This is a genomic window from Halomonas sp. CH40 (genome assembly GCA_041875495.1).
Classification (GTDB): domain Bacteria; phylum Pseudomonadota; class Gammaproteobacteria; order Pseudomonadales; family Halomonadaceae; genus Vreelandella.
Genome location: CP112982.1, coordinates 1,313,594 through 1,337,560, shown reverse-complemented (window position 1 = coordinate 1,337,560; position 23,967 = coordinate 1,313,594). Strand labels below are relative to the sequence as shown.

General features: G+C 55.3%; 20 protein-coding genes. 4 read left to right on the top strand and 16 right to left on the bottom strand.

Annotated features, from left to right (window positions below):
* The first annotated feature begins 4 nt into the window (after positions 1 to 4).
* Together arsC and OR573_06115 are read left to right on the top strand one after the other, a co-directional pair.
* Positions 5 to 421 (top strand): arsenate reductase (glutaredoxin), encoded by a 417-nt coding sequence (gene arsC, locus OR573_06120; GenBank protein XGA81210.1) that lies wholly within the window; start codon positions 5 to 7, stop codon positions 419 to 421.
* 19 nt (positions 422 to 440) lie between these two features.
* The gene (locus tag OR573_06115; protein XGA81209.1) at positions 441 to 743 is read left to right on the top strand and encodes a CC/Se motif family (seleno)protein; all 303 of its coding nucleotides are present in this window, start codon (positions 441 to 443) and stop codon (positions 741 to 743) included.
* 2 nt (positions 744 to 745) lie between these two features.
* Here the strand turns inward: OR573_06115 and arsJ are convergent, their stop codons facing one another.
* The 7 genes from arsJ to OR573_06080 form a co-directional block, all read right to left on the bottom strand.
* Positions 746 to 1,990, bottom strand: a complete 1,245-nt coding sequence (gene arsJ / locus OR573_06110) for an organoarsenical effux MFS transporter ArsJ (GenBank protein XGA81208.1) — start codon at positions 1,988 to 1,990, stop codon at positions 746 to 748.
* Positions 1,987 to 3,012: an ArsJ-associated glyceraldehyde-3-phosphate dehydrogenase gene (locus OR573_06105; GenBank protein ID XGA81207.1), complete on the bottom strand. Its 1,026-nt coding sequence runs from the start codon at positions 3,010 to 3,012 to the stop codon at positions 1,987 to 1,989. Before OR573_06105 ends, arsJ begins: the two co-directional genes overlap by 4 nt.
* 94 nt (positions 3,013 to 3,106) lie before the next feature.
* Positions 3,107 to 3,970, bottom strand: coding sequence for a phosphate ABC transporter ATP-binding protein PstB (pstB, locus tag OR573_06100; protein XGA81680.1), 864 nt, complete (start codon positions 3,968 to 3,970; stop codon positions 3,107 to 3,109).
* 34 nt (positions 3,971 to 4,004) lie between these two features.
* Positions 4,005 to 5,171: a phosphate ABC transporter permease PstA gene (gene pstA, locus OR573_06095; GenBank protein XGA81206.1), complete on the bottom strand. Its 1,167-nt coding sequence runs from the start codon at positions 5,169 to 5,171 to the stop codon at positions 4,005 to 4,007.
* 18 nt (positions 5,172 to 5,189) lie between these two features.
* The gene (gene pstC, locus OR573_06090) at positions 5,190 to 6,440 is read right to left on the bottom strand and encodes a phosphate ABC transporter permease subunit PstC (protein XGA81679.1); all 1,251 of its coding nucleotides are present in this window, start codon (positions 6,438 to 6,440) and stop codon (positions 5,190 to 5,192) included.
* 138 nt (positions 6,441 to 6,578) lie between these two features.
* Entirely contained in the window at positions 6,579 to 7,592 is a 1,014-nt protein-coding gene (locus OR573_06085; GenBank protein XGA81205.1) for a substrate-binding domain-containing protein, read from the bottom strand.
* Between the two features lie 121 nt (positions 7,593 to 7,713).
* Positions 7,714 to 8,907: a Bcr/CflA family multidrug efflux MFS transporter gene (locus OR573_06080; protein XGA81204.1), complete on the bottom strand. Its 1,194-nt coding sequence runs from the start codon at positions 8,905 to 8,907 to the stop codon at positions 7,714 to 7,716.
* A gap of 125 nt (positions 8,908 to 9,032) precedes the next feature.
* On the opposite strand from OR573_06080, the gene tal reads away from it, so the two are divergent.
* Positions 9,033 to 9,971, top strand: a complete 939-nt coding sequence (tal, locus tag OR573_06075; protein ID XGA81203.1) for a transaldolase — start codon at positions 9,033 to 9,035, stop codon at positions 9,969 to 9,971.
* Between the two features lie 67 nt (positions 9,972 to 10,038).
* On the opposite strand, the gene OR573_06070 is transcribed toward tal, so the two are convergent.
* The 8 genes from OR573_06070 to OR573_06035 form a co-directional block, all read right to left on the bottom strand.
* Positions 10,039 to 10,548, bottom strand: coding sequence for an STAS domain-containing protein (locus tag OR573_06070; protein ID XGA81202.1), 510 nt, complete (start codon positions 10,546 to 10,548; stop codon positions 10,039 to 10,041).
* Positions 10,538 to 11,734, bottom strand: coding sequence for a SpoIIE family protein phosphatase (locus OR573_06065; GenBank protein ID XGA81201.1), 1,197 nt, complete (start codon positions 11,732 to 11,734; stop codon positions 10,538 to 10,540). The genes OR573_06070 and OR573_06065 overlap by 11 nt, the downstream gene beginning before the upstream one ends.
* 8 nt (positions 11,735 to 11,742) lie before the next feature.
* Positions 11,743 to 12,558, bottom strand: a complete 816-nt coding sequence (locus OR573_06060; GenBank protein XGA81200.1) for a VacJ family lipoprotein — start codon at positions 12,556 to 12,558, stop codon at positions 11,743 to 11,745.
* Between the two features lie 109 nt (positions 12,559 to 12,667).
* Positions 12,668 to 13,792 (bottom strand): beta-ketoacyl-ACP synthase III, encoded by a 1,125-nt coding sequence (locus tag OR573_06055; protein XGA81199.1) that lies wholly within the window; start codon positions 13,790 to 13,792, stop codon positions 12,668 to 12,670.
* Positions 13,793 to 13,949: 157 nt separating this feature from the next.
* Positions 13,950 to 17,936, bottom strand: a complete 3,987-nt coding sequence (gene hrpA, locus OR573_06050; GenBank protein ID XGA81198.1) for an ATP-dependent RNA helicase HrpA — start codon at positions 17,934 to 17,936, stop codon at positions 13,950 to 13,952.
* 172 nt (positions 17,937 to 18,108) lie between these two features.
* Positions 18,109 to 19,767 (bottom strand): AMP-binding protein, encoded by a 1,659-nt coding sequence (locus OR573_06045; GenBank protein XGA81197.1) that lies wholly within the window; start codon positions 19,765 to 19,767, stop codon positions 18,109 to 18,111.
* Between the two features lie 211 nt (positions 19,768 to 19,978).
* The gene (locus tag OR573_06040; protein ID XGA81196.1) at positions 19,979 to 20,764 is read right to left on the bottom strand and encodes a class II glutamine amidotransferase; all 786 of its coding nucleotides are present in this window, start codon (positions 20,762 to 20,764) and stop codon (positions 19,979 to 19,981) included.
* 73 nt (positions 20,765 to 20,837) lie between these two features.
* Complete coding sequence (locus tag OR573_06035; protein XGA81195.1) at positions 20,838 to 21,272, bottom strand: hypothetical protein; 435 nt, start codon at positions 21,270 to 21,272, stop codon at positions 20,838 to 20,840.
* A gap of 1 nt (position 21,273) precedes the next feature.
* Between OR573_06035 and OR573_06030 the strand changes: the two genes are divergently transcribed.
* Entirely contained in the window at positions 21,274 to 23,433 is a 2,160-nt protein-coding gene (locus OR573_06030; protein ID XGA81194.1) for a prolyl oligopeptidase family serine peptidase, read from the top strand.
* A 56-nt stretch (positions 23,434 to 23,489) separates the two neighbouring features.
* On the opposite strand, the gene OR573_06025 is transcribed toward OR573_06030, so the two are convergent.
* Entirely contained in the window at positions 23,490 to 23,951 is a 462-nt protein-coding gene (locus tag OR573_06025; protein ID XGA81193.1) for a YcgN family cysteine cluster protein, read from the bottom strand.
* Positions 23,952 to 23,967 lie beyond the last annotated feature (16 nt).

Here is a 23,967-nt window from a genome sequence, read left to right as displayed (position 1 = left end):
CACCATGTCAGTTACTATCTACCATAACCCTAACTGCGGGACCTCGCGCAATACGCTAGCAATGATAAAAGCGTCAGGCGAAGATCCCGAGGTAATTCACTACGTAGACACACCGCCCAGTCGAGAGCGCTTAGTTGCGCTACTAGCGATGATGAAGATATCCCCGCGAGAACTACTACGCCAAAAGGGCACACCCTATGATGAGCTAAAATTGGATGATACTTCGCTAGACGATGAACAACTTATTGATGCCATGATGGTGCACCCGATTCTGATCAACCGCCCTATCGTCATCACGCCAAAAGGCGCGCGCCTGTGTCGTCCATCCGAACAGGTTTTGGAACTGCTTGAGCAGCCCATTGCACACTTTACCAAAGAAGATGGCGAAACCATCTACTATCCCCGCAAGCTAATACCGTAACAATGTTTCAGAGTTAGCAATGAACTATGTCATTGATATCGACAGCAACGCCGTAGACTTCATCAAACAACATGGCGGTGTTGTCACTGTCCGACTGGCCCCGCGTCACGGCTGTTGTGGCGGCATAGCCAGCCTGGCGATTGCCGAAACCCGTGCGCCAGACGCGCCTGCGGACTATGCCAGCTTTGATTTCAACGGTATTCAGGTTTACATGGACAATGAACTGGTGGGTGAAGGCTTGCGAATTGATTGCGAAGGCTGGTGGAAGCTGCGCCGCCTATACGTGGATGGCGCGGCAGTACAAACGCCGCGCCAGCGCTAGGCTCAGGCCAGGGATGATCCAGCGCTACTATCATCTGCTGGCAATGCCAGTGCCATGATGGCACTCGCCGCCACCAGAACCGCTGCAACCCACAGGCAGGCGCTCAAGCCATAGGCCATATACAGCCAGCCGGACAGCAAGGTGCCAATCAGGCGACCCATGGCGTTGGCCATATAATAAAAACCGACATCCATAGAAACACCATCCGCCCGGGCGTAGTGCACAATCAGGTAGCTATGCCAGCTGGAGTTGATGGCAAACAGCACACCAAATGCCAAAAGCCCCACCACCAGCCAGCCGACCTGCGCCAGCGGCAGTAGCGCCAGGGCAATTGCCAGCACGGCAAGCGCTGCCGCCCAGCTGGCGGTCAGCACGCGGGCGTCGCCCTTGATCAGCCGAGTCAGCTTGGGCGCCTGGGTTTGCACGCCGCCATAGCCGATAATCCATACGGCCAACAGGCCGCCCACCGTCCAGTGAGTCCAGCCATGCTGGTCATACAGAAATACCGGCAGGGCTACGACAAACCAAACATCCCGAGAGGCGAACAAACACAGACGCGCGGCAGAAAGCACATTGATGGCGCGGGATTTGGAAAATATCTCGGAAAATTTGGGCTTGCGCTTCTGGCGCCCCAGATCGGCTTTCAAGCGCCATAATGACAGCATCAGAACCACGCACAGCATCAGCGCCATGACCAATACCGCCCCACGAAAACCAATCAGCGTCAGCAGGACACCGCCAACGAAAAAGCCCAGCCCCTTCAAGGCATTCTTGGAGCCGGTAAGCATCGCCACCCAACGGTAAAGCGCGCTGTTGGCATTGGCGCTATCGCTGGGCACCAGCACCTTGACGGCACTCTTGGCGCTCATCTTGTTCAGATCCTTGGCGATTCCCGAAAGCGCCTGGGCAATCATCACCCACACCACGGTCAACATGCCGGCAGGCACCAGCAGCATACTCAGAGCCACAATCTGGATCGCCAGCCCCATATTCATGGTGCGGTTCAAACCCAGCCGTGCGCCCAGCCAGCCGCCGACCAGATTGGTCACCACGCCAAAGGCCTCATAGAACAGAAACAGCATGGCGATTTCAAACGGTGAATAGCCTAGCTGATGAAAGTGCAGCACGACCAGCATACGCAGGGCGCCATCGGTGATGGTGAACGCCCAATAGTTGCCGGTAATCAGCATATACTGGCGCACCTCGAAAGGCAGCGCCCGAATACGGCTCAGTACGGAATCACTCACAGCCCATCTGCTCCACCCACTTTCAGCGCGAGTTCCGCGGTACGGTTGGCATAGCCCCACTCGTTGTCGTACCAGGCGTAAAGCTTGAGCTGGGTACCGTTAATCACCATGGTTGAGGGCGCATCGACGATGGTACTGCGTGGGTCGGTGCGGTAATCAATCGATACCAGAGGGCGCTCTTCGTAGCCCAGAATTCCCGCCAGCTCACCTTCTGCCGCCGCTTTCAGTGCCGCATTGACCTCTTCCACCGTAACGCTGCGTTCCAGCTCAAACACCATATCGGTCAAAGACGCATTAGCCAGCGGCACCCGCACGGCGTGACCATTGATCTTGCCTTCCAGCTCCGGGAAGATGGCAGTAATCGCCTTGGCTGAACCGGTTGTGGTCGGGATCAGGCTCATTCCGCAGGCGCGGGCCCGGCGCAAGTCTTTATGCGGCGCATCCAGAATCGTCTGGGTATTGGTGATATCGTGAACCGTGGTCATCGAGCCATGGCGAATGCCAAAGGTTTCCTGAATCACCTTGACGATCGGCGCCAGACAGTTGGTGGTACAGCTGGCGGCCGTCACAATCGCGTGTTGAGCAGGGTCGTAGAGGTGATCATTAACACCCATCACCAGATTTAGCACGCCCTCTTCCTTGACCGGTGCGCTAACCACAACGCGCTTGACGCCCTGATCCAGATAGCCCTGCAGCACCGCCGCCGTTTTATGCTTACCGGAACACTCGATAACCACGTCACAGCCTGACCAGTCGCACTCGTCGATCTGGCGGTTCGCACTGAATGCAATGCCATGCCCGTCTATGCGAATCTGTTCTGACGTGGATTCAAGCCCCTGCCCTGGCGACCAATGACCGTGTACGGAATCAAATTCCAGCAGATGGGCAAAGGTGGCCGCATCGCCGCCGGGGTCATTCACCCGCACCAGCTCTACGCGCCCTTCTGTGACTGCAGCCCACAGGCAACGCAGGGCCAAACGCCCGATCCGCCCCAGGCCATTGATACCGATTTTGATTGCCATGCTGTTACCCTCCTGATCAGAACGCCTTGAATATACAATTTTCCATATATATAACGAACGAAAAAAGCCCGTGATGCTCACGGGCTTGGCACGATTAACCGTAGCGACCGGAAATATAGTCTTCGGTTTTTTTCTGGGCCGGGGTCGAGAACATCACTTTAGTGTCGTTGTACTCGATAATCTCACCCAGATGGAAGAAAGCGGTGTAATCTGCCACACGGGCCGCCTGCTGCATATTGTGTGTCACCGTTACAATCGTGAACTGCTCTTTGAGCTTGTCCATCAGATCTTCGATGGTTGCCGTCGATATGGGGTCAAGCGCCGAGGTTGGCTCGTCCATCAGGATCACATCCGGCTGAACCGCAATGGCGCGGGCAATACACAGGCGCTGCTGCTGACCACCGGATAGCGAGGTGCCCGGTTCCTGCAGCTTATCTTTTACTTCATTCCACAAACCGGAATCACGCAGCGCCTTTTCAACCAGCTCATCCTGATCGGCTTTGCGGCTGACCATGTCATGCATGCGCGGTGCGTAGGCGATATTCTCATAGATCGACTTGGGAAACGGATTAGGTTTCTGGAACACCATGCCAACACGACGGCGCAGCGCCACTTCATCCATTTTGGCGGCATTAACATCACGGCCGTCCATTTCCACCAGCCCTGAGACGCTGACGCTGGGAATCAGGTCATTCATGCGATTAAGACAACGCAAGAAAGTTGATTTGCCACAGCCCGACGGGCCAATCAGGGCAGTCACGTTTTTTTGAAAAAGATCGATACTGATATTGCTCAGCGCCTGTGATTTGCCGTACCAAAGGTTCAAATCACGCACACGAATGCTTAGCTCATGGCTGGCCTCGTTGTTGCGGGTATAAGGTTGCCCAACCGCTGGTGTTTGCTGCTCAACCCTTTCAGCTGATTGCCCAGGTGTTTGTACAGTTGCTTGAGTGTTCATGCTGTTCATAGTGAGTTCCTTGATAACGGCCGGCTTACCAGCGACGTTCAAATTTCTTGCGTAATACAACCGCAGAGGCATTGAGTGAAATCAAAATAGTCAGCAGTACCAGAATTCCGCCGGCCGTCTTTTCTACAAAGGCTTTTTCAGGTTCGCTGGCCCAGGTAAATATCTGGGCAGGCATCACGGTTGCCGCCTCTGTAAAGGAGGCCCCGACATCAGGAATAAACGCCACCATACCGACAATAATCAAAGGGGCCGTTTCGCCCATGGCTTGGGCCAGGCCGATAATAGAACCGGTCATGATACCCGGCATGGCCAGCGGCAAAACGTGGTCTTTCACCACCTGCCAACGTGAACATCCTAATCCAAAGGCCGCGTGTCGAATGGATTCCGGCACGCTACGTAATGCAGTACGCGTGGAAATGATAATCACAGGTAGCGTCATTAGCGCCAGCGTCATACCACCCACAAGTGGCGAGGAGCGAGGTACACCGAAGAAGTTGATGAATATTGCCAACCCCAACAGACCAAATAGAATGGAAGGTATCGCCGCCAGGTTGTTGATATTGATTTCAATCAGCTGGGTAAAACGGTTATCCGGTGCGAATTCTTCAAGATATATAGCCGTCATCACGCCAATCGGAAAGGCAATCGCCAAGGTCACAATCATAGTCATGATGGTGCCGACAACCGCCGAAAGGATACCTGCGCTTTCGGCCGTTTTTGAATCGCCCTGGGTAAAGAAAGTCGAGTTGAATTTTTGTTCAACCTGTCCAGAGGCTACCAAGCGTTCTACCGTGGCGATCTCTTTATCACTCAACTTACTGCGATGGCCTTTGAGGTACTGGTCCACTTCACTGTTCGCTAGTAGCCAACGGGTTTCTCGACTACCAATCCTATCCGGCTCGTTGCGTAGCAAGAGTGGAATGCTGCGAATCTCGGTACGACTTACGATAGGGATCAGGTCTGAGTCTATGGCCTGTCGCGCGTCCTTGGCAGCTTCCTCGGAATAACTTATCTCGGTTTCAACGTAGGCTTGCTGAAACGCAGGCAGCCCTTTTATTAACATATCGGTAAAGAACCACAGCAAGAACAACCCGGCTAGCCCAAGTGCTCCCATGGATAGCCACTTCAAACGTGCTGATTTGCGGTGACGACGCTTGAGTTGCTGACTGATTTGATCGAATGAATCACTCATTGATGTATATCCCGAGCGTTACAGGTTATTAACACGGTATTTTTCACGGAAGCGACGGATCATGATCACTGATACCAAGTTCAGCGTCAGGGTCACTGCAAACAACACAAGCCCCAGAGCAAACGCGGAGAGCGTTTCGGCACTTTCAAATTCCTGGTCGCCGGTCAGTGCCGCCACAATACGTACGGTAACTGTGGTCATATCCTCTAGAGGGTTGGCCGTTAGATTAGGACGCATACCCGCGGCCATCACCACTATCATGGTTTCACCCAAAGCCCGAGACATACCCAGCAGAGAAGCAGAAATAACCCCGGGAAGTGCTGCTGGCACAACCACATCGCGTATCGTCTCGCCCTTGGTCATGCCCAAGGCTAGCGATCCCTGACGCATGCTGTCCGGCACGGCGTTGATAACATCATCAGACAGAGAAGAAATAAATGGGATAATCATAATGCCCATCACAATCCCTGGCGCCACGGCATTGTTGTAGGACGCATCCAGACCAAAAAAACCGGCGATATTGACAATGATGGGCGCCACGGTAATGGCGGCAAAAAAGCCATACACCACGGTTGGGATACCGGCCAGCACTTCGAGTAGTGGCTTGGCAATCGTGCGCACCTTGGTAGGCGCATATTCCGACATGTATATGGCTGAAGCCAGACCGATGGGGACCGCCACCAGCATGGCAATCAGAGTGATCATGAAGGTGCCAGCAAACAGTGGCACTGAGCCAAACTCAGCGCCGCTGCCATCACCACGACCGGCAGCCGCCAGGAAGCTGGCGCCTGGATTCCAGGTCGTTCCAGTTATAAATTCCCAAAAGCTGTGCATCTTGAAGAAACGCAGCGACTCGAAAATAATCGAAATCAAAATCCCAAAGGTAGTGAAGATCGATATCAATGCAGCGCCTGCAAGCACCCAGCGAATGACGCGCTCAATGGCTTTGCGAGCATGAAAATCAGCCCTTACTTGTACGACACCGACAGCCAAGCCGGCCGCAGCCACCACCAGACTTGCTGATAAGAGATAAAGCGGATGGATTTCAGCACCCAAAAGCAGTAAAACAAAGGCCCCTAACACACCCACCAATACTGCAGGGCCGGCGGTAGAAAGCACCGCAAACCAGGCATATTGATCTGGTTGGGCATACATGGAAGAGCCTGAAGCACGCAGGCGAGCTGCTTTTGAACGGCCGACGAAGAAAGCAATCAGGCCCAGAATTAAGAGGACACTACAAAATATTAAGAGTAGCTGGTTGGTCTGCATCATTGATATCTCAGGTTAACCATCGGAGCTATTTCAAGTGATACTAAGTCATAAACATGACACTTAAATGACAACACCCCATTAAAACAAAAGCCGGCAACCCAAGTTGCCGGCTTTTAACTTACTTAGCTTTGCAGCTTACTTCAGGACGTCAACCGTCATCGCAGTGCGGTTAGCAACGCTTTCACGCCACTCAGCACGCTCAGCTTCCGGCAGCGGAATCAAACCGATTTCAGCCAGGTAACCAGAATCGCTGATCATTTGCTCTTCCATGAACATATCAACGTATTCATACATCGGCGGCACAGCGTCAGCGTGCTGGTTCTTGACGTAGAACCACAGTGAACGGGCTACCGGGTAATCACCCGAGCTGATGGCTTCAGCTTCAGGCTCTACGCCACCAATGCTGGCACCCTGAATGGTATCGGGGTTTTCAACCAGGAAGGAATAACCGAAGATACCAAAAGCCTCTGTATCTTCAGAAAGGCGCTGAATAATCAGGTTGTCGTTTTCGCCGGCGTCGATGTAAGGGCCGTCATCACGAACAGTGGTGTAGCCTTCACCACCGTAAACATCCATTTCTTCAGAGGCAGCTTCCATGACCAGCTCTTCGAAAGCATCACGGGTACCTGACGTGGAGGGCGGGCCATAAATGGAGATTTCACGATCCGGCAAGGAAGAATCGATTTCACTCCAGTTAGTGTAAGGGTTGTCAACCAGCTCGCCGTCAACCGGTACCTGAGCCGCTACTGCCATGAAGATCTGCTCAAGGGTGAAGTCGGCTGAATCATTTTCAGTTGACTGACCCATGACGATACCGTCAGAACCGATCTTGGCTTCAGTGATGTCGGTTACGCCGTTCTCTTCACAGCGCTCAAATTCAGATACCTTCATGCGACGTGAGGCGTTGGTAATATCCGGCGTGTCATCGCCAACACCGTTACAGAACAGACGCAGACCACCACCAGAACCGGTGGATTCAATTACCGGTGTTGGGTAATTGGTAGTGGCGCCAAATTCTTCAGTCACAAAACTGGCAAAAGGATAAACCGTGCTTGAACCCACGATGTTGATCTGGTCGCGGGCTTGAGCAACACCGGCAACGCTCATTACGGCAGCGGCGATTACGGTCGTCTTGAGAATACGGTTCATGCGAAATACTCCTGTTCATGTAAGGGGACTAGCCTTCGCAATACACACAGTGCCCACCTTCCATGACAGATTCATGACAACCGCCAAAACGATTTTGTTAATTTGTGTAATGAATTTTCCTTTAGCTGGCGCCTTCGACCACGGCCGGTGGGGTGAGCAAGCGCACGCCGATATTACCCAACAGCGAGGCGGCCAGCATGGTCAGCACCATGGGCGCGATATGCTCGACCTCGAACAACCCCACCATCATGCCTGCCAGCGCCCCACAGCCAAACTGGATACCGCCGAGCAGCGCTGTGGCTGTGGCGCTTATATGCCCAAAATGATCCAGTAATGACGAAATGGCATTAGGCGTAATCAGGCCAATCATTCCGGTAAACATCATCACCAGCACCACCACCACGGGCAGACTGGCCAGATCCAACAGCATGACGGCCACTAGCGCCGAAGCGGCAAAGAGCTGCACCGTTAAGCCAAGCCGCAGGTTCTGCTGGGGTGTGCGCTTTTTAAGCAGATAGATATTGACCCGGTTAGAAAGCGCAATCACCACCACATTTACCCCGAATACAAAGGGGTACACCGCTGGAGAAAGCGAAAAATGTTCCAGGTACAAAAACGGCGAGGCGGTCACGAAAGCAAACAGGCCGGCAAAAGACGCCGCGGCCGCACAGATATAGCCCATGCCTTCGCGATGCTTGAGCACGCTGGCGTAATTACGGATAACCTGGCGCGGTGAGGCCACCGGCTGAGTCATATCGCGGGTTTCCGGCAAACGCGTGCCTAAAAGCCAGGCAAGAAAAGCCGCGTACGCCGCCAGAAATACAAAGATCAACCACCAGCCCGCCACAAACAGCAGCACACTCCCCACGGCAGGTGCTACCAGCGGCGCCAGCATCATGATCATCGCCATGGTCGACATCACCTTGGCAGCTTCGCGGCCCTGGAAGCAGTCGCGCACAATGGCCGCAGAGTTGACCACACAGGCCCCGCCGCCCAGCGCTTGAATAAAACGCCAGACCAGTAGCGATGTCAGGCTATCCACCTGAGTAATCACCAGGCTGGCCAAGGCAAACGCCAAAAGGCCACCCAGGAGCACCGGTTTACGCCCCAGGCGGTCAGATAATGGTCCAAAGCACAGCTGGCCAAACGCAAACCCAAACAGAAACACACTGATTGAAAGCTCGGTATGGTGAATACTGGCCCCCACATCGGCTGCCAGTGCCGACATGGCGGGCAGGTAAGCATCAATAGCAAAGGGCGCCAATGCCGTATTTGCAGCAACGAGTATCGCTACACGGCGTGCATTAAGTTGCATGAGTTTCCTTTTTCAGCAAAGTTATTAGCATGCTAATTATATCGCCTTTTTTCAGCAATGTCGGTAGCTGTTCGAAGCGCCAACACCTTGGTAAAGTAGCCGCAACAACTACCCAGGAGTGTTATATGGCGACGAGCTTGCTTTCTCAACTTAAAACGATGACCACAGTGGTTGCTGATACAGGCGACCTTGAAGCGATTCGCCGTTTTCAACCGCAGGATGCCACTACCAATCCCTCGCTGATTCTGCAGGCCTCACAGCAGGAAGCCCGGCGCGAGCGGTTAGCGCAGATTGCCAAAGACAGCGCTGATATCAACGAAGCCGTTGACCGGGTCGCTGTGGAAATCGGTCGTGAAATCAGCGAACTGGTGCCCGGCTATGTATCAACGGAAGTCAGTGCCCGACTATCATTTGACCGCGAAGCCACCATCAGCAGAGCATACTCTCTGATCGAGCGCTACCAGCGCGAAGGCGTTGGCGCCGAACGTATACTGATCAAGGTTGCCTCCACCTGGGAAGGCATTCAGGCCGCGCGGGAACTGGAACGTAACGGAATTCGCACCAACCTGACCCTGCTGTTCGGCTTCGCTCAGGCTCAGGCCTGCGCAGACGCGGGTGCTACCCTGATCTCCCCTTTCGTCGGGCGCATTCTCGACTGGCACAAGGCTCGCCAGCCGGAAGCTGATTTCAGCGGCAGCAAGGATCCCGGCGTACAATCGGTCAAGCGTATCTATGACTATTACAAGGCGGCCGGTTACAGCACCATCGTGATGGGTGCCAGCTTTCGTAACATAGGGGAAATTCAAGCCCTGGCTGGCTGTGACCGTTTGACCATTTCACCCAAGCTGCTGGATGAACTCGACCAGCAGACAGGTGACCTGCCTCAGCAGCTGACTGCCAACCTGGACACCATCACGGCTGACGCACCACTTGACGAGGCCAGCTTTCGCTGGGAGATGAACGAAGACGAAATGGCCCATGACAAGCTAGCTGAAGGCATTCGCAAGTTTATGGCCGATCAATACCAGCTGGAAAAACTACTTGGCGAACTGAGCCGCCGCTAAGCGAAACAAACCCCCAGGTGCCGACGTACATCGGCGGCGCCTGGTTAACCCGAGTTTCGCTGCCTGTTTACTCGGGTGGTTTATCCTGGTCTTCAAGCATTTCCACCAGCGGCTGAAACTGTTCGCGATTGTGCTCATTCATGTGCATCAGGATGCGATGTGCTTCCAGAATACGCTGGCGCATCCCTTGCTCATCGGCAGGCACTTCCGCAACCGTTTCAGCGGCTTCAGGCAACGGCTGCTCCAGGGGCATTTTCATCAAGGTAAAGAAGTGCGAAAAGCCCATGACATCAAGCATTTTCCGCACGTCCGGGTTATCCACAATAATAGTGGGTGGTTGCTCCAATCGCCCCTTTACCGCAATTGCCACCTTGGCCAGAAACCCCAATGCGGTCGAATCCACGTTAGTGGCTTCACGCAGGTCAATCATGACGGCCTCAAGGCCGGGGGTTTTCGCCAGGCGCTGCGCTTGCGAATCCAGGGTAGCACACAGTGTCAGGCGCACATCTCCACATAACTTGAGAACAAATACGCCAGACTCGAATGCGGCTTTAATACGGCCTTCTTCAATCAACATGACCAAATCCGCTCACCATCATGATTGTCAGATCGTCGGGCAGAGCATTACGATCAGGCGTTATGTCGCTATCGAATGCTTCATCATCACTGATCAGCTGACTGGTAAACGCCAGCTGGTCTCTTAGTTGTTCCAGGGTAGTGCTTTGACTGATCAATAGCTCCAGTTCCGCGAGTCTTTCATCCAGCGTTGCGCCGGCAAGACATTCAAGGACACCATCGGAACATAGCCACAGTGAGAACTGTTCGGGTAAATCCAGGCTGAACGAGGGATACTCCACATCGGGAAATAGCCCAACCGGCATTCCTTCGCCCTCAAGGCGTGTTATCTGGCCGTTAATATTCAAAAACGGCATAGGTAATTGAGCGCCAAGCGAATAGTGAAGCCTGTGTTCAAGATGGTCAATAACCGCCACAAACAGAGTGGCATGTTTGCCAATATCGGTGCCTTGTAGCTCACGGTTCAATCCCAGCAGCCAGTCGGCAGGTAGCCGCTCTGGGTGCTGGCCATCCCACTCGTGCAGCCAGCGGTTGCAAAGGTATTTTAGCAACACGGTGACAAATGCCGACGAGGCCCCATGGCCGGACACATCGGCAAAATAGAAGGTACTGAAACGCTCATCAAAACCTTGATAGTCAAGAAAATCGCCTGACAGATACAGCGAAGGTGCAAACCAGTAATCAAAGTAGGCATTATTGATGGTCATGGCATGTGCTGGCAGCAATCGCCGCTGAATATGACCACCACTTTGCTGGTCCATCCGCAGTAATGCCAGATGCGTTTCAAGGCTTTCGTTAAGCTCAGCCAGACGCAGACGATCTTGCTCGCGCTCCTGGGCCAGCTGATGCAGCTCAATGGCTTTGCGAATCATTCTGCGCAACAGTTCTGCATGGCGCAAAGGGTGAACAATATAGTCCACCAGACCAACATCAATCGCCTTGATCAGGTCAGCATCCTGGCGGGATTCACTGACCACCAGGGTAGGCAGGCGATGCGACAGGCCCGACCAATGCTGACGTGGCACGGCTCGCGCATGAGCGACAATCAATGCCGTTTCCGCAGGCAGGTGCTCAACGCTATCGGCGGCAAACACCCCTAGGCCATTACAGGTGATCGCTTCCGCCAGAGCATCTCTTTCTTCACCTGGCTCGTCAATGACCGCAATTAACTGCTTCGAACGCTGCATGAGAAGCCTCAATCGGCAAACGCGTCGTCGTCAAAGTCCGCGTCATCAAATTCAAAGTCGTCTGACGCAAACGGGTCTTCACCCAGTTCACCATCATTGATCACGAAGTTACGCCGCTGCAGATAAGCATCACGCACAAAGCGGTAGCGCTCCCCCTGAATCATGGATTCCTGATCAAGAATGCCGGCACGCGCATGGACAATCCTCAGGATCTGTAAAGGGATTTCAACATCGCCATCCAGGTAGGTGATCGGATACAGCTCGCGATCCGGCAGCAGGCCTACCGTGTCACGCAGGGTGCTTGGGCCCCATAGAGGCAACACCAGGTAACGGGAATCTTCCCAGCCCCATACGCCCAGAGTCTGGCCAAAGTCTTCCTTGTCTGCGCTAATTTCCATCAGGGTGGCATAATCCAGCAGGCCACCTATCCCCACGGTCGAGTTGATCAGGAAACGGGAAGTTGCAAGACCGGCGTTGCTAGGCTTCCCCTGCAGCAGGCTGTTGACTGCCGTGCGCATCTCACCCAGGTTGGAAAAGACGTTACCCACACCCGTTCGAACCGGGCTGGGAATTACCTTGACATAGGTTTGTGAAATGGGCTTGAGCGTATAACGGTCCAAGACGTCATTAAACGCAAAAACGCGGCGGTTGAAGCCTTCCCAAGGGTCTTCCGGATGGGCACTGAAAGACTCCTCCTCAGACTCGGATGGTTGCGTCGTGGCACAGCCTCCCAGCACCATAATCAGGCTTAACATCAAGGGAACGACAAGCCGCCCTGGGTTGTACCCGGTGACCTTATTACGCTTAGCCGACGGCGTTAGCATTGCATTGTCTCTCAAAGCATTCACTCTCAAAATGTCACTATCAGAATCAGAGGGCAAGCCCCATTAATTACTCGCAAGCAGCCATGGGTATGGCAAGGCTCACCTGGCGCTAGGCCACTTTCTCCAACACCACGCATCCGGCACTGTAGCCGGCGCCAAAAGAACAGATAACGCCGACATCACCCTCTTCAATCCCTTCACGATGCAGGTGAAACGCAATGATTGACCCTGCTGAGCTGGTATTGGCATAACGATCCAGAATAATCGGCGCCTGTGATGCATCGGGTTCGTGGCCCAGAACCTTACGGGCAATCAGATCATTCATATGGCGATTTGCCTGATGTAGCCACATACGCTTCAGATCGCTGCCTGCCAGCTGAAGCGACGCCAAATGCTCAGTGATCAAGCGAGCCACCAGCGGACAGACCTCCTTGAAGACGCGTCGCCCTTCCTGCACAAACAATTTATCCAGCGCCTGAGGATCACTATCGGTCACTCTGTTCAAAAAACCCGCGTTGTTGCGTATGGCGTTGGAAAAACGCGTCGTCAACCGTGTGCCCAGCAGTAAAAACTGTTCGGGTGCTATCGCATCGGCCCGGTTTTCCAGTACCACTGCTGTACAAGCATCGCCGAAAATAAAGTGGCTGTCACGGTCTCTGAAATTCAAGTGCGCAGAACAGATTTCAGGGTTGACCACCAGCGCGCGTTTTACGCTGCCTGAGGCAATAGCATTGGCGGCCGTCTGAATCGCAAAGGTGGCTGAACTGCACGCCACATTCATATCAAACCCATAACCCTGGGCACCCAGAGCTTGCTGTACCTCAATGGCCACCGCCGGATAGGCGCGCTCCAGGTTTGAGCAGCCGACAATCACCAGTTCGATATCAGCGCCATCGACCCTGGCAGTAGTTAACGCCTGCCTGGCCGCTGCCAGCGCCATTTCAGCCTGAATCGACAGTTCATCATTAGCGCGTTGGGGCAGCCTGGGGCGCATGCGCTGAGGGTCAAGAATACCGTCGGCATCCAGCACATAGCGGCTTTTGATGCCCGAAGCCTTGTCGATAAAGTCGCTGCTCGAAAATGCCAGCGGTTGGCAGTCACCGGCGGCAATGGCCTCGGCGTTTCGTGCATTTTCCTGTTCTACCCAGGCGTTGAACGTCGCCACCAGAGCGTCGTTATCAATGGCGTGTTCCGGCGTGTACAACCCCGTACCGGTAATCACCACATCTGTCATGCACTCTCTCCTTTAGACGACACGGCGCCTTTTTAATGCCATCTAGCCACTCATATCACAGTTCACCTGCATCATGGGTGGATAGCGTACTGGGTTTAACGTCTACTTTGTGCTTTTCTGCGCTGCTTAACTAGCGTTTTAACAAAGATTCATCGCATTACTGCCGAGTAATGGTTTCCCAGTGTTTTTCCAGACGCTTTACCGAGACCGGCATATGGGTGCCTAACTGCTGGGCAAACAGAGAAACCCGCAACTCCTGCAGCCACCAGCCAAACGCCACCAGTTCTGGGGCTTCGAGCTGGCCACGTCGCTCAGCAGCCCGGCGTGCCTCCCAGCGCTCTTCAAGGGCCTGGACTTCGGCCATCATCATCTGGTCGCGCCCCCGTTCACGTGGCGCCTTTTCAAGACGGATCAAGGCAGCCTCCATGTAACGTGGGTATTCCGCCAGCCATTCACCCGCATCAGTGATAAAGCCGGGATAGACAAGGCGCTGCATCTGCGCCTTGATATCACTGTAGGTCAATGCCAGCGCAAAGTTAAGCTTACCTTTAAGCCGCTTGGCGACCTCAAGATGAGCTTTCAACGCAATCTCTGTCTGTGCCAGCAGGGTTTCTGCATGCGCCAGCAGCGCGTCTTCGCAACCTGCCAGGCGTTGTTCAAGCTCTGCTGCAGAGCGCGGCAGCGGTTCTACCGCCACGACCTGGGAGAAAACCGCCTTGACCAGATCATCAACCAGCGCCTGCTTGCTGCCTACTTTGGCAAACAGGAGCGCACAGGTTTCAAGCCCCTTAAGCTGCTTGATGGCCTTGACCGCATCTGGCCGCTGGGTAATCGCCAACTGGGTGACGCCATCCCGGTGCGCTGCTTCCGCCTTAGCGGGGTGATCAAACAGGACGATATTGAACTGAGCGTCTTCGTTGACCAGCGCAGGGTACGCCTCTACCCGGATACCGGCCTGCTCGGTGACCTTAGACGCTGGCAGTGGCTCATCCGGCAACCGGCGGACAGCCGGCGCCTGGCTGGCCTGCTCTGCCATGGCTCTGGCACCTGCGCTGGCCGCTTCTTCAAAGCGCTTTTCAAGGGCACGCACATCGCGCCCCTGGCCAATCACCTCACCGGCGTGGTTGACCACCCTAAGATTCATGAACAGATGCGGTGCCAACTGATCCAGCCGCCAGTCATCTGGGTGAACACGTGTCGCCGTGCGCCGACGAATAAACTCACCCAACGCTTCAGTCAGCGGGCGCTCGTCCGGCACCAGAGTTTCCAGGGCGGCATCGACCCAGTCGGGAATCGGCACCACCTGGCGACGTATCGCTTTGGGCAGAGACTTCATCAGTGCGATGCACTTTTCCCGCAGCAGCCCAGGCACTAGCCATTCCAGCGCGTGTACCGGCAGCTGCGGCAGCATGGCAGCGGGCACCGTCAGCGTGACCCCGTCATCCTCGGCTTCAGGATCAAAATGATAGCTCAACGGATAAGCATTACCGTTGAGAATCAGATGATCCGGATAATCTGACTGGGTAACTTCGGCGGCATCCCGCGCCTTGAGGGTTTCGATATCAAACTTGAGGCAGTCAGGATCGTGACGCTCGGCTTTTTTACGCCAGTGTTCAAACCCTTTGCCGTTAACAATATTGTCCGGCAGACGCTGATCATAAAAGGCGAACAGGGTCTCTTCGTCCACCAGAATATCCCGACGCCGCGCGCGATCCTCAAGGTCGGTGACTTCATCAATCAGCGCCCGGTTATGGGCAAAGAACTCACCCCGCGTCTGGAACTCGCCTTCAACCAGGGCACGCCGAATGAAGAGTTCACGGGATTCCTGCGGCGCAATCGGCCCATAGTGCACCCGGCGCCCGGCCACAATTGGCAGGCCAAACAGAGTGACCTGCTCTTTGGCCACGACCTGGGCACGCTTCATCTCCCAGTGCGGGTCAGCGTAGCTGCGCTTGACCAGATGCAACGCCTGAGGCTCGATCCATGCCGGGTCGATCTTGGCCACGGTGCGCGCAAACAGCCGCGAGGTTTCCACCAGCTCAAACGCCATCAGCCACTTGGGCGACTTCTTGGCCAGCCCCGAGCCTGGGTGAATCATCAACTTACGATTGCGCGCCCCCAGGTATTCGCGGTTTTCACTGAGCATACCCAGGTGCGACAGCAGGCCGGAAAGCAGCGCCTGATGCAGTTTGCTGGAAGTCTTACGACGCAGCTGACGGGCCTGCTCTTCACTTTGCTCTGGATCCAGCAGTAGCGGGGGCGGCACTTCAATCGCCATATCACGCAGCAGCTGACGCAGCTGGCGGAAGGTATCGTGCCATTCGCGCACCCGCAGGTAGTTGATATAATGTTCGCGACACCAGCGGCGCAGCTGGTTACCCGAGAGCGCTTCCCGGGCGTTTTCTATGCCATGCCAGAGGTTGAGGATGGCGACAAAGTCCGAATCCGGATCGTGCCAGCGCAAATGCGCCTGATCGGCGGCCTGGCGTTTATCCGCCGGGCGATCGCGAGGATCCTGAATGGCCAGCGCTGAGACGACAATCAGCACATCCCGCAAGCTGCCGCGTTCAGCGCCTTCCAGCACCATCCGCGCCAGACGTGGGTCGATAGGCAGTCGCGCCAGCTTACGCCCAAGGGGCGTCAGGTGCTGCTGCTCGGTCACCGCGCCCAGTTCGAAAAGCAGCCGAAACCCATCGGTAACAAAGCGGCTGTCCGGCGGGTCAACAAAAGGAAATGCCTCAATGTTGCCCAGCTTCAGCGCCAGCATGGAGAGAATCACCGAGGCCAGATTGGTGCGCTGGATCTCCGGGTCAGTAAAGGCGGGCCGCGAGAGAAAATCCTCTTCGTCATACAGGCGCAGGCAAACCCCTTCTGCCACCCGCCCACAGCGCCCTTTACGCTGGTTGGCACTGGCCTGGCTGACCGGCTCCACCGGCAGACGCTGGATTTTCGAGCGATAACTGTAGCGGCTGATGCGCACCAACCCAGGGTCGATCACGTAGCGAATGCCCGGCACGGTCAGCGAGGTTTCCGCCACATTGGTAGCGAGCACAATGCGCCGCCCGCTATGGGAGGAAAACACCCGGTTCTGTTCAGCATTGGACAGACGCGCATACAGCGGCAGGATTTCCGTGCCTCTCAGCTCTGCACGGCGCAGGGTATCCGCTGTTTCACGAATCTCGCGCTCACCGGGCAGAAAGATCAGCACGTCTCGCGGACCGTGTAGCCAGCCTTTTTCGCGTTCTATCTGCTCGATTTCTTCTACCGCATGAATAATCCCTTCCTGCAGGGTGCGATCTTCTTCATCGTCGGTATCGCGTACCAGTGGCCGGTAGTGCACCTCGACCGGATAAGTGCGGCCAGACACTTCCACGACAGGAGCAGGTGTATGAGTGCTGCCGAAGTGCGCAGCAAAGCGCTCAACGTCAATGGTCGCCGAGGTAATGATAATTTTCAGGTCCGGCCGTTTAGGCAGCAGACGTTTAAGATAGCCCAGCAGGAAATCAATATTGAGGCTACGCTCGTGGGCTTCGTCAATAATGATGGTGTCGTAGCGTAACAGCAAAGGATCATGCTGGGTTTCCGCCAGCAGGATGCCGTCGGTCATCAGCTTGACCAGGGTGCTGGCACTGCTCTGGTCATGAAAACGTACTTGATAACCTACCTGATCACCCAGCGGCACTTCCAGCTCTTCCGCCAGGCGAGTGGCAACACTGCGCGCTGCCAGGCGGCGCGGCTGGGTATGGCCAATCAGGCCACGCCGCCCGCGCCCCAGTTCCAGACAGATCTTGGGCAGCTGGGTGGTTTTACCTGACCCGGTTTCCCCGGCCACCACGACTACCTGATGCGCTTCAAGCGCCTGCATGATGTCCTCGCGGCGCTCGACAACCGGTAGTTCAGCCGGGTAATTCAACGCCACCTTGAGCGCCTCACGCTTGGCCAGCGTTGCCTGGGCGCGCTGTAATTCGTGCTCGACCTTATCAAGCCCACGGTCAATCGGCTGGCGGTTGTGCAGCCGACGCTGCAAACCTGCCAGACGCTTTTCCAGCTGTTCAGCCTCGCGCACCATCACGCGGGAGCTTGCTTGACGCAGCTGCTCAAGGCGCTGCGCATCACTACTGCTTACCGGCGTTTCTGAAGTCACAATCAGCGTATTTTCCTGTCAGGTCGGGCCACGGTGGTTTACAACTTATACCAAGATGGCCCGCTCTATATGAACGGGCCATCTATTGTAACGCCTTTGTGCAAAAGACGGCTAACGGCGTGCGGCTTTGCACAATAAATTATGGCTTACAGCCAACGTCAGCCTACCAGCATCAACCTGCTGGCTCATCGCGTAGTTGACGCCTCAGCACCTTGCCCACATTGGTCTTGGGCAGTTCATCACGGAACTCCACATATCTCGGCACCTTGTAGCCTGTCAGATCTTTCTTGCACCATTTACGCACGTCTTCAACGCTTAACTGGTCGTTTTTGGAGACAACAAACAGTTTGATAGCCTCCCCACTCTCTTCATCTGCGACGCCAACGGCGGCCGCTTCCAGAACATCCGGATGGCCGGAAATCACATCTTCTACTTCGTTGGGATAAACGTTGAAACCCGACACCAGAATCATATCCTTTTTACGATCAACGATGCGGATGTAGCCATCATCGTCAATCACCGCGATATCCCCGGTGTGGAACCAGCCATCGGCATCAATGGCGTTGGCCGTTTCTTCTTCACGCTGCCAGTAGCCTTTCATGACCTGCGGCCCTTGCACACAAAGCTCGCCCGGCTGGCCGAATTCAAGGTCATTGCCATCCACCACTTTGACGGCCGTGCCAGCCACCGGCTTGCCAATACTGCCCAGCTTGCTGGCGTCAACCGGGTTGAAGCTTACGATGGGCGATGTCTCAGTGAGCCCATAACCTTCGGCCACATCACAACCGGTCACCTCTTTCCAGCGTTTGGCTGAGGCGCTGGTCAATGCCATCCCACCTGAGATCGTCAATCGCAGCTTGGAAAAATCCAACTGCTTGAAATCTTCACGGTTACATAGTGCATTGAAAAGCGTGTTCAGACCGATAAAACCAGTGAACGGCAGGCCTTTGAGTTGCTTGACAAAAGCATCCAGGTCACGCGGGTTGGTAATCAGCAATGAGTGATTACCGGTTTCCATCAGGAACAGGCAGTTAACCGTAAAGGTATAAATGTGGTACACCGGCAATGGAGCAATAATCAGCTCTTCACCATCTGTGAGAGTACTGCCAATCGCCTTCCGTGCCTGCAGCATATTCGCTACCAGGTTGCGGTGGGTCAGCATGGCCCCTTTTGGCTTGCCGGTGGTTCCCCCCGTGTATTGTAGAGCTGCCAGATCATCCAGGTCGCGGTGGACATCCTGATGCGACAGCTTAGAACCTTTTTGCAAGGCACTGCGAAAGCTCAATGCCCCGGGAAGCGAATAGGCAGGCACCATTTTTTTCACGTGCTTGACCACAGTGTTGATCAGCCAGCGCTTGGGTGCCCCATGCAGGTCGGCCAACTGGGTCACCAAGACATGCTTGATCTCGGTTTTATCGAGCACCTTTTCAAGTTTGCTGGCCATATTGGCCAGAATCACGATGGCCTTGGCGTTGGAATCCTTGAACTGGTGGGCCATCTCCCGCTCGGTATACAGCGGATTGGTATTAACCACCACAAGGCCCGCCCGCAGCGCACCAAACACCGCAACGGGGAACTGCAGCAGGTTAGGCAACTGGATAGCGATGCGATCCCCGGGTTCCAGATCGGTTTCGTGCTGAAGCCAGGCGGCAAAGTCGCCTGACAGGCGGTCAAGGTCAGCAAAACTAAGCGTCTGCCCCATGCAAGTGAAGGCAGGCTTGGGGGCGAAGCGCTTGACCGCAGCATGAAAGATATCGGTGACCGAGCTGTATTGATCGAGACCTTCCAGCGCTGGCCCTGTGAGAATCGGGGCATTGGCATGTGCACTCATCGGCAATCTCCACTGTCAGAGTCGATGCTGGACACCGACACGTTATTATTGTTGACGGTGACTTGGGCGCCACCGATGTATTAACAATATACGATGCTGAACAAGCTGTAAAACGAGTGATTGAAACTATCGTTTAAAAGCTACCTCTTCAACCGCACCTGCTTAACCATCTATCCAGCACAGTGATGAGTACACAAACATCAAGCATTGACTAGTTTGACAAGTAACGTGCGCAAATTTCTCCCGACTTCCAGACAACTAATTCACCTGGCTGCAGCCGTTGCCAACACTCATTATGGGTGAGCGGCTCGGTCGCAATAACTGACACAATGTCATCCGGTGTGGTGTGCTCCACAAAATTGACGGTCATTTCCGCGTCAGACAGTTCCGCTTCGCCAAAGGGCGCGCGGCGGGTGATATGCGCCAGCTTCGTTGAGCAGTAGGTATACAGATAATGGCCATCGGAAAGCAGCATGTTGAAAACACCCAACCCACGCAGCTGTTCACATAGGCGATGTAGAAGCGCCCAGAGCCTTTCAGGGTCATCTGGCGGCTGCGGAAAATGCTCACGCAACTGCCCCATTATGAAGCAAAAAGCATGTTCACTGTCGGTGGTGCCAACCGGCGTGAAGCCATTAAGAGGCAGGCTTGTCCAATCACTGCTGAGCTGGCCGTTGTGGGCGTAACACCAGGGTCTACCCCACATTTCACGGGTAAAGGGGTGGGTGTTGGCCAGCTTGACCCCGCCCACATTAGCCTGGCGTATATGGCTGATGACCACATTGGATTTGATCGGGTAATCGCAGATCAGGCGCGCAATCGGAGAATCCACCGACGGATGAGGGTCGCGGAATTCCCGGTAGCCACCTTCCTCATAGAAGGCGATTCCCCAACCATCTCGATGAGGGCCTGTCCCACCACCACGGTGTAAAAACCCGGCAAAACTGAAGCAGATATCGGTTGGCACATTGGCACTCATGCCCATGAGCTCACACATGCGGCGGCATCCTGTTTTCCCTTACTGACTCAAGGTGTGTATAAACTGACGTTTCTTATAAAATCCAACGAACTTATAAGACCGGCTCCTGACGTTGGGCCCCTTTGGTATCTTCCGCGGCCTGGGTGGGTGTTTGTGAGGCAGCATCCGCCTTGGCGTCTGGCGACGGGCGGCGCAGCCACCAGATGGCAAGCCCGATCAAGGCGCCCAGCGTTACTCCCATCAATAACCACAAAAGGCCTTCCTTGAATGCCGAGGTGTTGTTTTCCAGAAACCCAACCGCCGCGACCATGGCCGCAGGCGCCCAGCCCGTGTAAAACTCGCCCTCTTCCACCAGCGGCAGGCTGAAACGTGCAGGCGCCCACATGGCGCCCGCAATTATCCAGGTCAACAGCAGGCGCAAAAAGCGCGGCAGAATGATAAAGGTCAGATAGACCGCAACAAAAACCAACAGCGAGATTGCATAGTAACTCGCCCAAAGCAGTGACATTGATTCTTCAACCAGCATAATGCTCCTTATCAGGGTGCTCTCACCCAACATTCACTTTTTCTATGGTACCTATCAATTGACCAAAGCACAGCCGCAACACGAGCCCAGTTCAGCGATCAGCCACGATTTTAACCATTATTATCACCCAGATGACCCAGACTGGCACTGGCTTGAGGATGCCAAGGACCCCAAGGTGAGTGATTTCCTGTCGGCTGCCAACGCACAACACGCCGAATGGTTTAGACCACTAGAGCCTCTGGCCGAAAAACTCTACCAAGGCCATCTGGCCCGCAGGGAGCTGGCCGTTACAGGGCTTGAGACAGCGCTTGATCACTTTACGTTCTGGACGGTAACCGACGCTGATCAGGATTACCCCTGCTGGTGGCGTTACCCCAACGGCCAGCCCGAGCAGCGCGAGTGTTTTTTCAATCTACCGGAACGTGCTGCTCAGCATGAGTTCTTCGATATTGGCGATATGGCCCTGCCCGCTGATGAACAGTGGCTGGCATGGACCGAGGATACCCAGGGCGATGAGCGCTTTTCGCTATGGATCAAACGTTTACCCAAGGGTTCAGCACACTGCCTGCTCAAGGATATTGGCCCTGGCCTGTGCTGGGCAGAAGACCAGACTGACACCAGCGCCACCCTACTGTTTACCCGCTTTGATGCCACCCAGCGGCCAGACAGCGTATGGCGGCTACCGCTGACGTTTGATCAGGACACGGCCACGGCGCTGCCCGAAACACTGGTCTACCGGGAAGCTGATCCGGAGTTCTGGGTGGGCGTCGGCAAGACCCGCTCACGCCAGTGGCTGCTGATTGAATCGGCCTCCAAGGACACCAGCGAAGTGCTGCTACTGGCTGCCAAAGCTCCAGATTCGCCACTTGATTGCCTGCACCCGCGCCAGCCAGGCGTTGAAGCCAGCATTGAGCATCGCCCTGGTTTCTTCTACCGCCTGCATAATCAGCAAAGTGCGCATTTCCAGCTGGACGTTATCGACGAAGCTCGCATCAGCCAGGCAGATGCCTGGCAGACACTGATTGAGCACCGCAATGACACCACCCTGGAAGGTGTCGATGCCTTTAGCTGGGGGCTGGTGATCGCTGAACGTGACCACCAGCAGGCGCAGGTCTATCTCCGTCGCCTGGTGTTAGACCCGCAGCACAGGGCGACAGTGGATGAACGCCTTGCTCTCCCGGAAACGCCCTGCTCACAGTTACTTGAAGATGCTCCGCATTTTGATACCACCCAGCTGCGCTTACGCGAAGAATCCTTCACTCAGCTACCGCGCTGGGTCGAACTGGACCTCGCCACCCTTGAGCGCCGTGTGATCAAGACACAGCCGCTTCACGGTGATCTCCAGCCGGAACACCTGATCAGCCAGCGCATCTGGGCCACCAGCCATGATGGCGAAAAAGTGCCGGTATCCATCGTGATGCGCGCTGACCTGGCAGGGCAAGCCCTGCCCACCTTGCTGTACGGCTATGGTGCTTACGGCGAGCCGCTTGACCCCTGGTTTTCGATTGCCCGACTGGAGTTGCTATCACGCGGCATCGCCTTTGCGGTTGCCCATGTACGCGGTGGCGGCGAACGCGGCGAGCCCTGGTATCTGGATGGCAAGATGGCCAACAAGGAAAACAGCTTTCATGATTTTCTGGCCGCCCGTAACGCCTTGGTCAGCGAAGGGCTGAGCTTGGCGGATCGCATCCTGGCTTGCGGCGCCAGCGCAGGCGGCTTGCTGGTAGGCGCCTGCCTGAACCGCGCCCCGCAAGCATTCTGTGGCGCCGTGCTTGATGTGCCCTTTGTCGATGTGCTGCGCACCATGCAAAACCCCGAGTTACCGCTGACCACCGCAGAATATAGCGAATGGGGCAACCCGGCTGACGCAAGCGTCGCCGAACGCATTCAGGGCTACTCACCGATTGATAATATTGCGCCTCGCCATTATCCCGCCATCTGGATCGAAGGCAGCTGGTTCGATACGCGGGTCAGCTACTGGGAGCCCGCCAAGTATTACGCCAAATTGCGCCAATGCCAGCAGAGCGACGCCCCCATCCTGCTGCATACCGATATGAGCAGCGGCCACGGCGGCGCTTCGGGTCGCTTCAAGGCATGGCGAGAAGCCGCCCGACAGGATGCGTTTATCCTGTGGGCATTAGGTCGCACCGAAGCTGAATGACCGGAGACTGGTTAAAGCACCCTTATTGCTGAATGGCAAACCTTTAAGGCATTCACTCAAGGTGATATCGGCAGGATGGCAATAATATGCTCTTCCAGCTTTTTCTCGGGGACATCGTCCTGGGAAACCGCAAAGTGACGAACGCTGACGCCTTTACGGTGGACGCGTTCGGCATCATTACTCAGCAGAGGATGCCAACCGGCCAGCTTGCGCCCTTCGGCAACCCGCCGATAGGCACAGCTGTGTGGCAGCCAGGTAAACTCTTTCACCCGTTCAGGTGTCAACTGAGTGCAGTCCGGCACGCTATCAAAGCGGTTTTCATAATCGCTACACTGACAACTGTGGGTATCCAACAGGCGGCAGGCCACATTCAGCACCGCCACTTCCTGAGTGTCATCATCATGGAGCTTCAGCAGGCAACACTGCCCGCAACCGTCGCACAGCGCTTCCCACTCTGGCTGGGTGAGCGCTTCCAGCGGATAGCGCTCCCAGAAGCGTTCACGTAGTTGTTCAGACACTCAGGCCCTCCTTTTT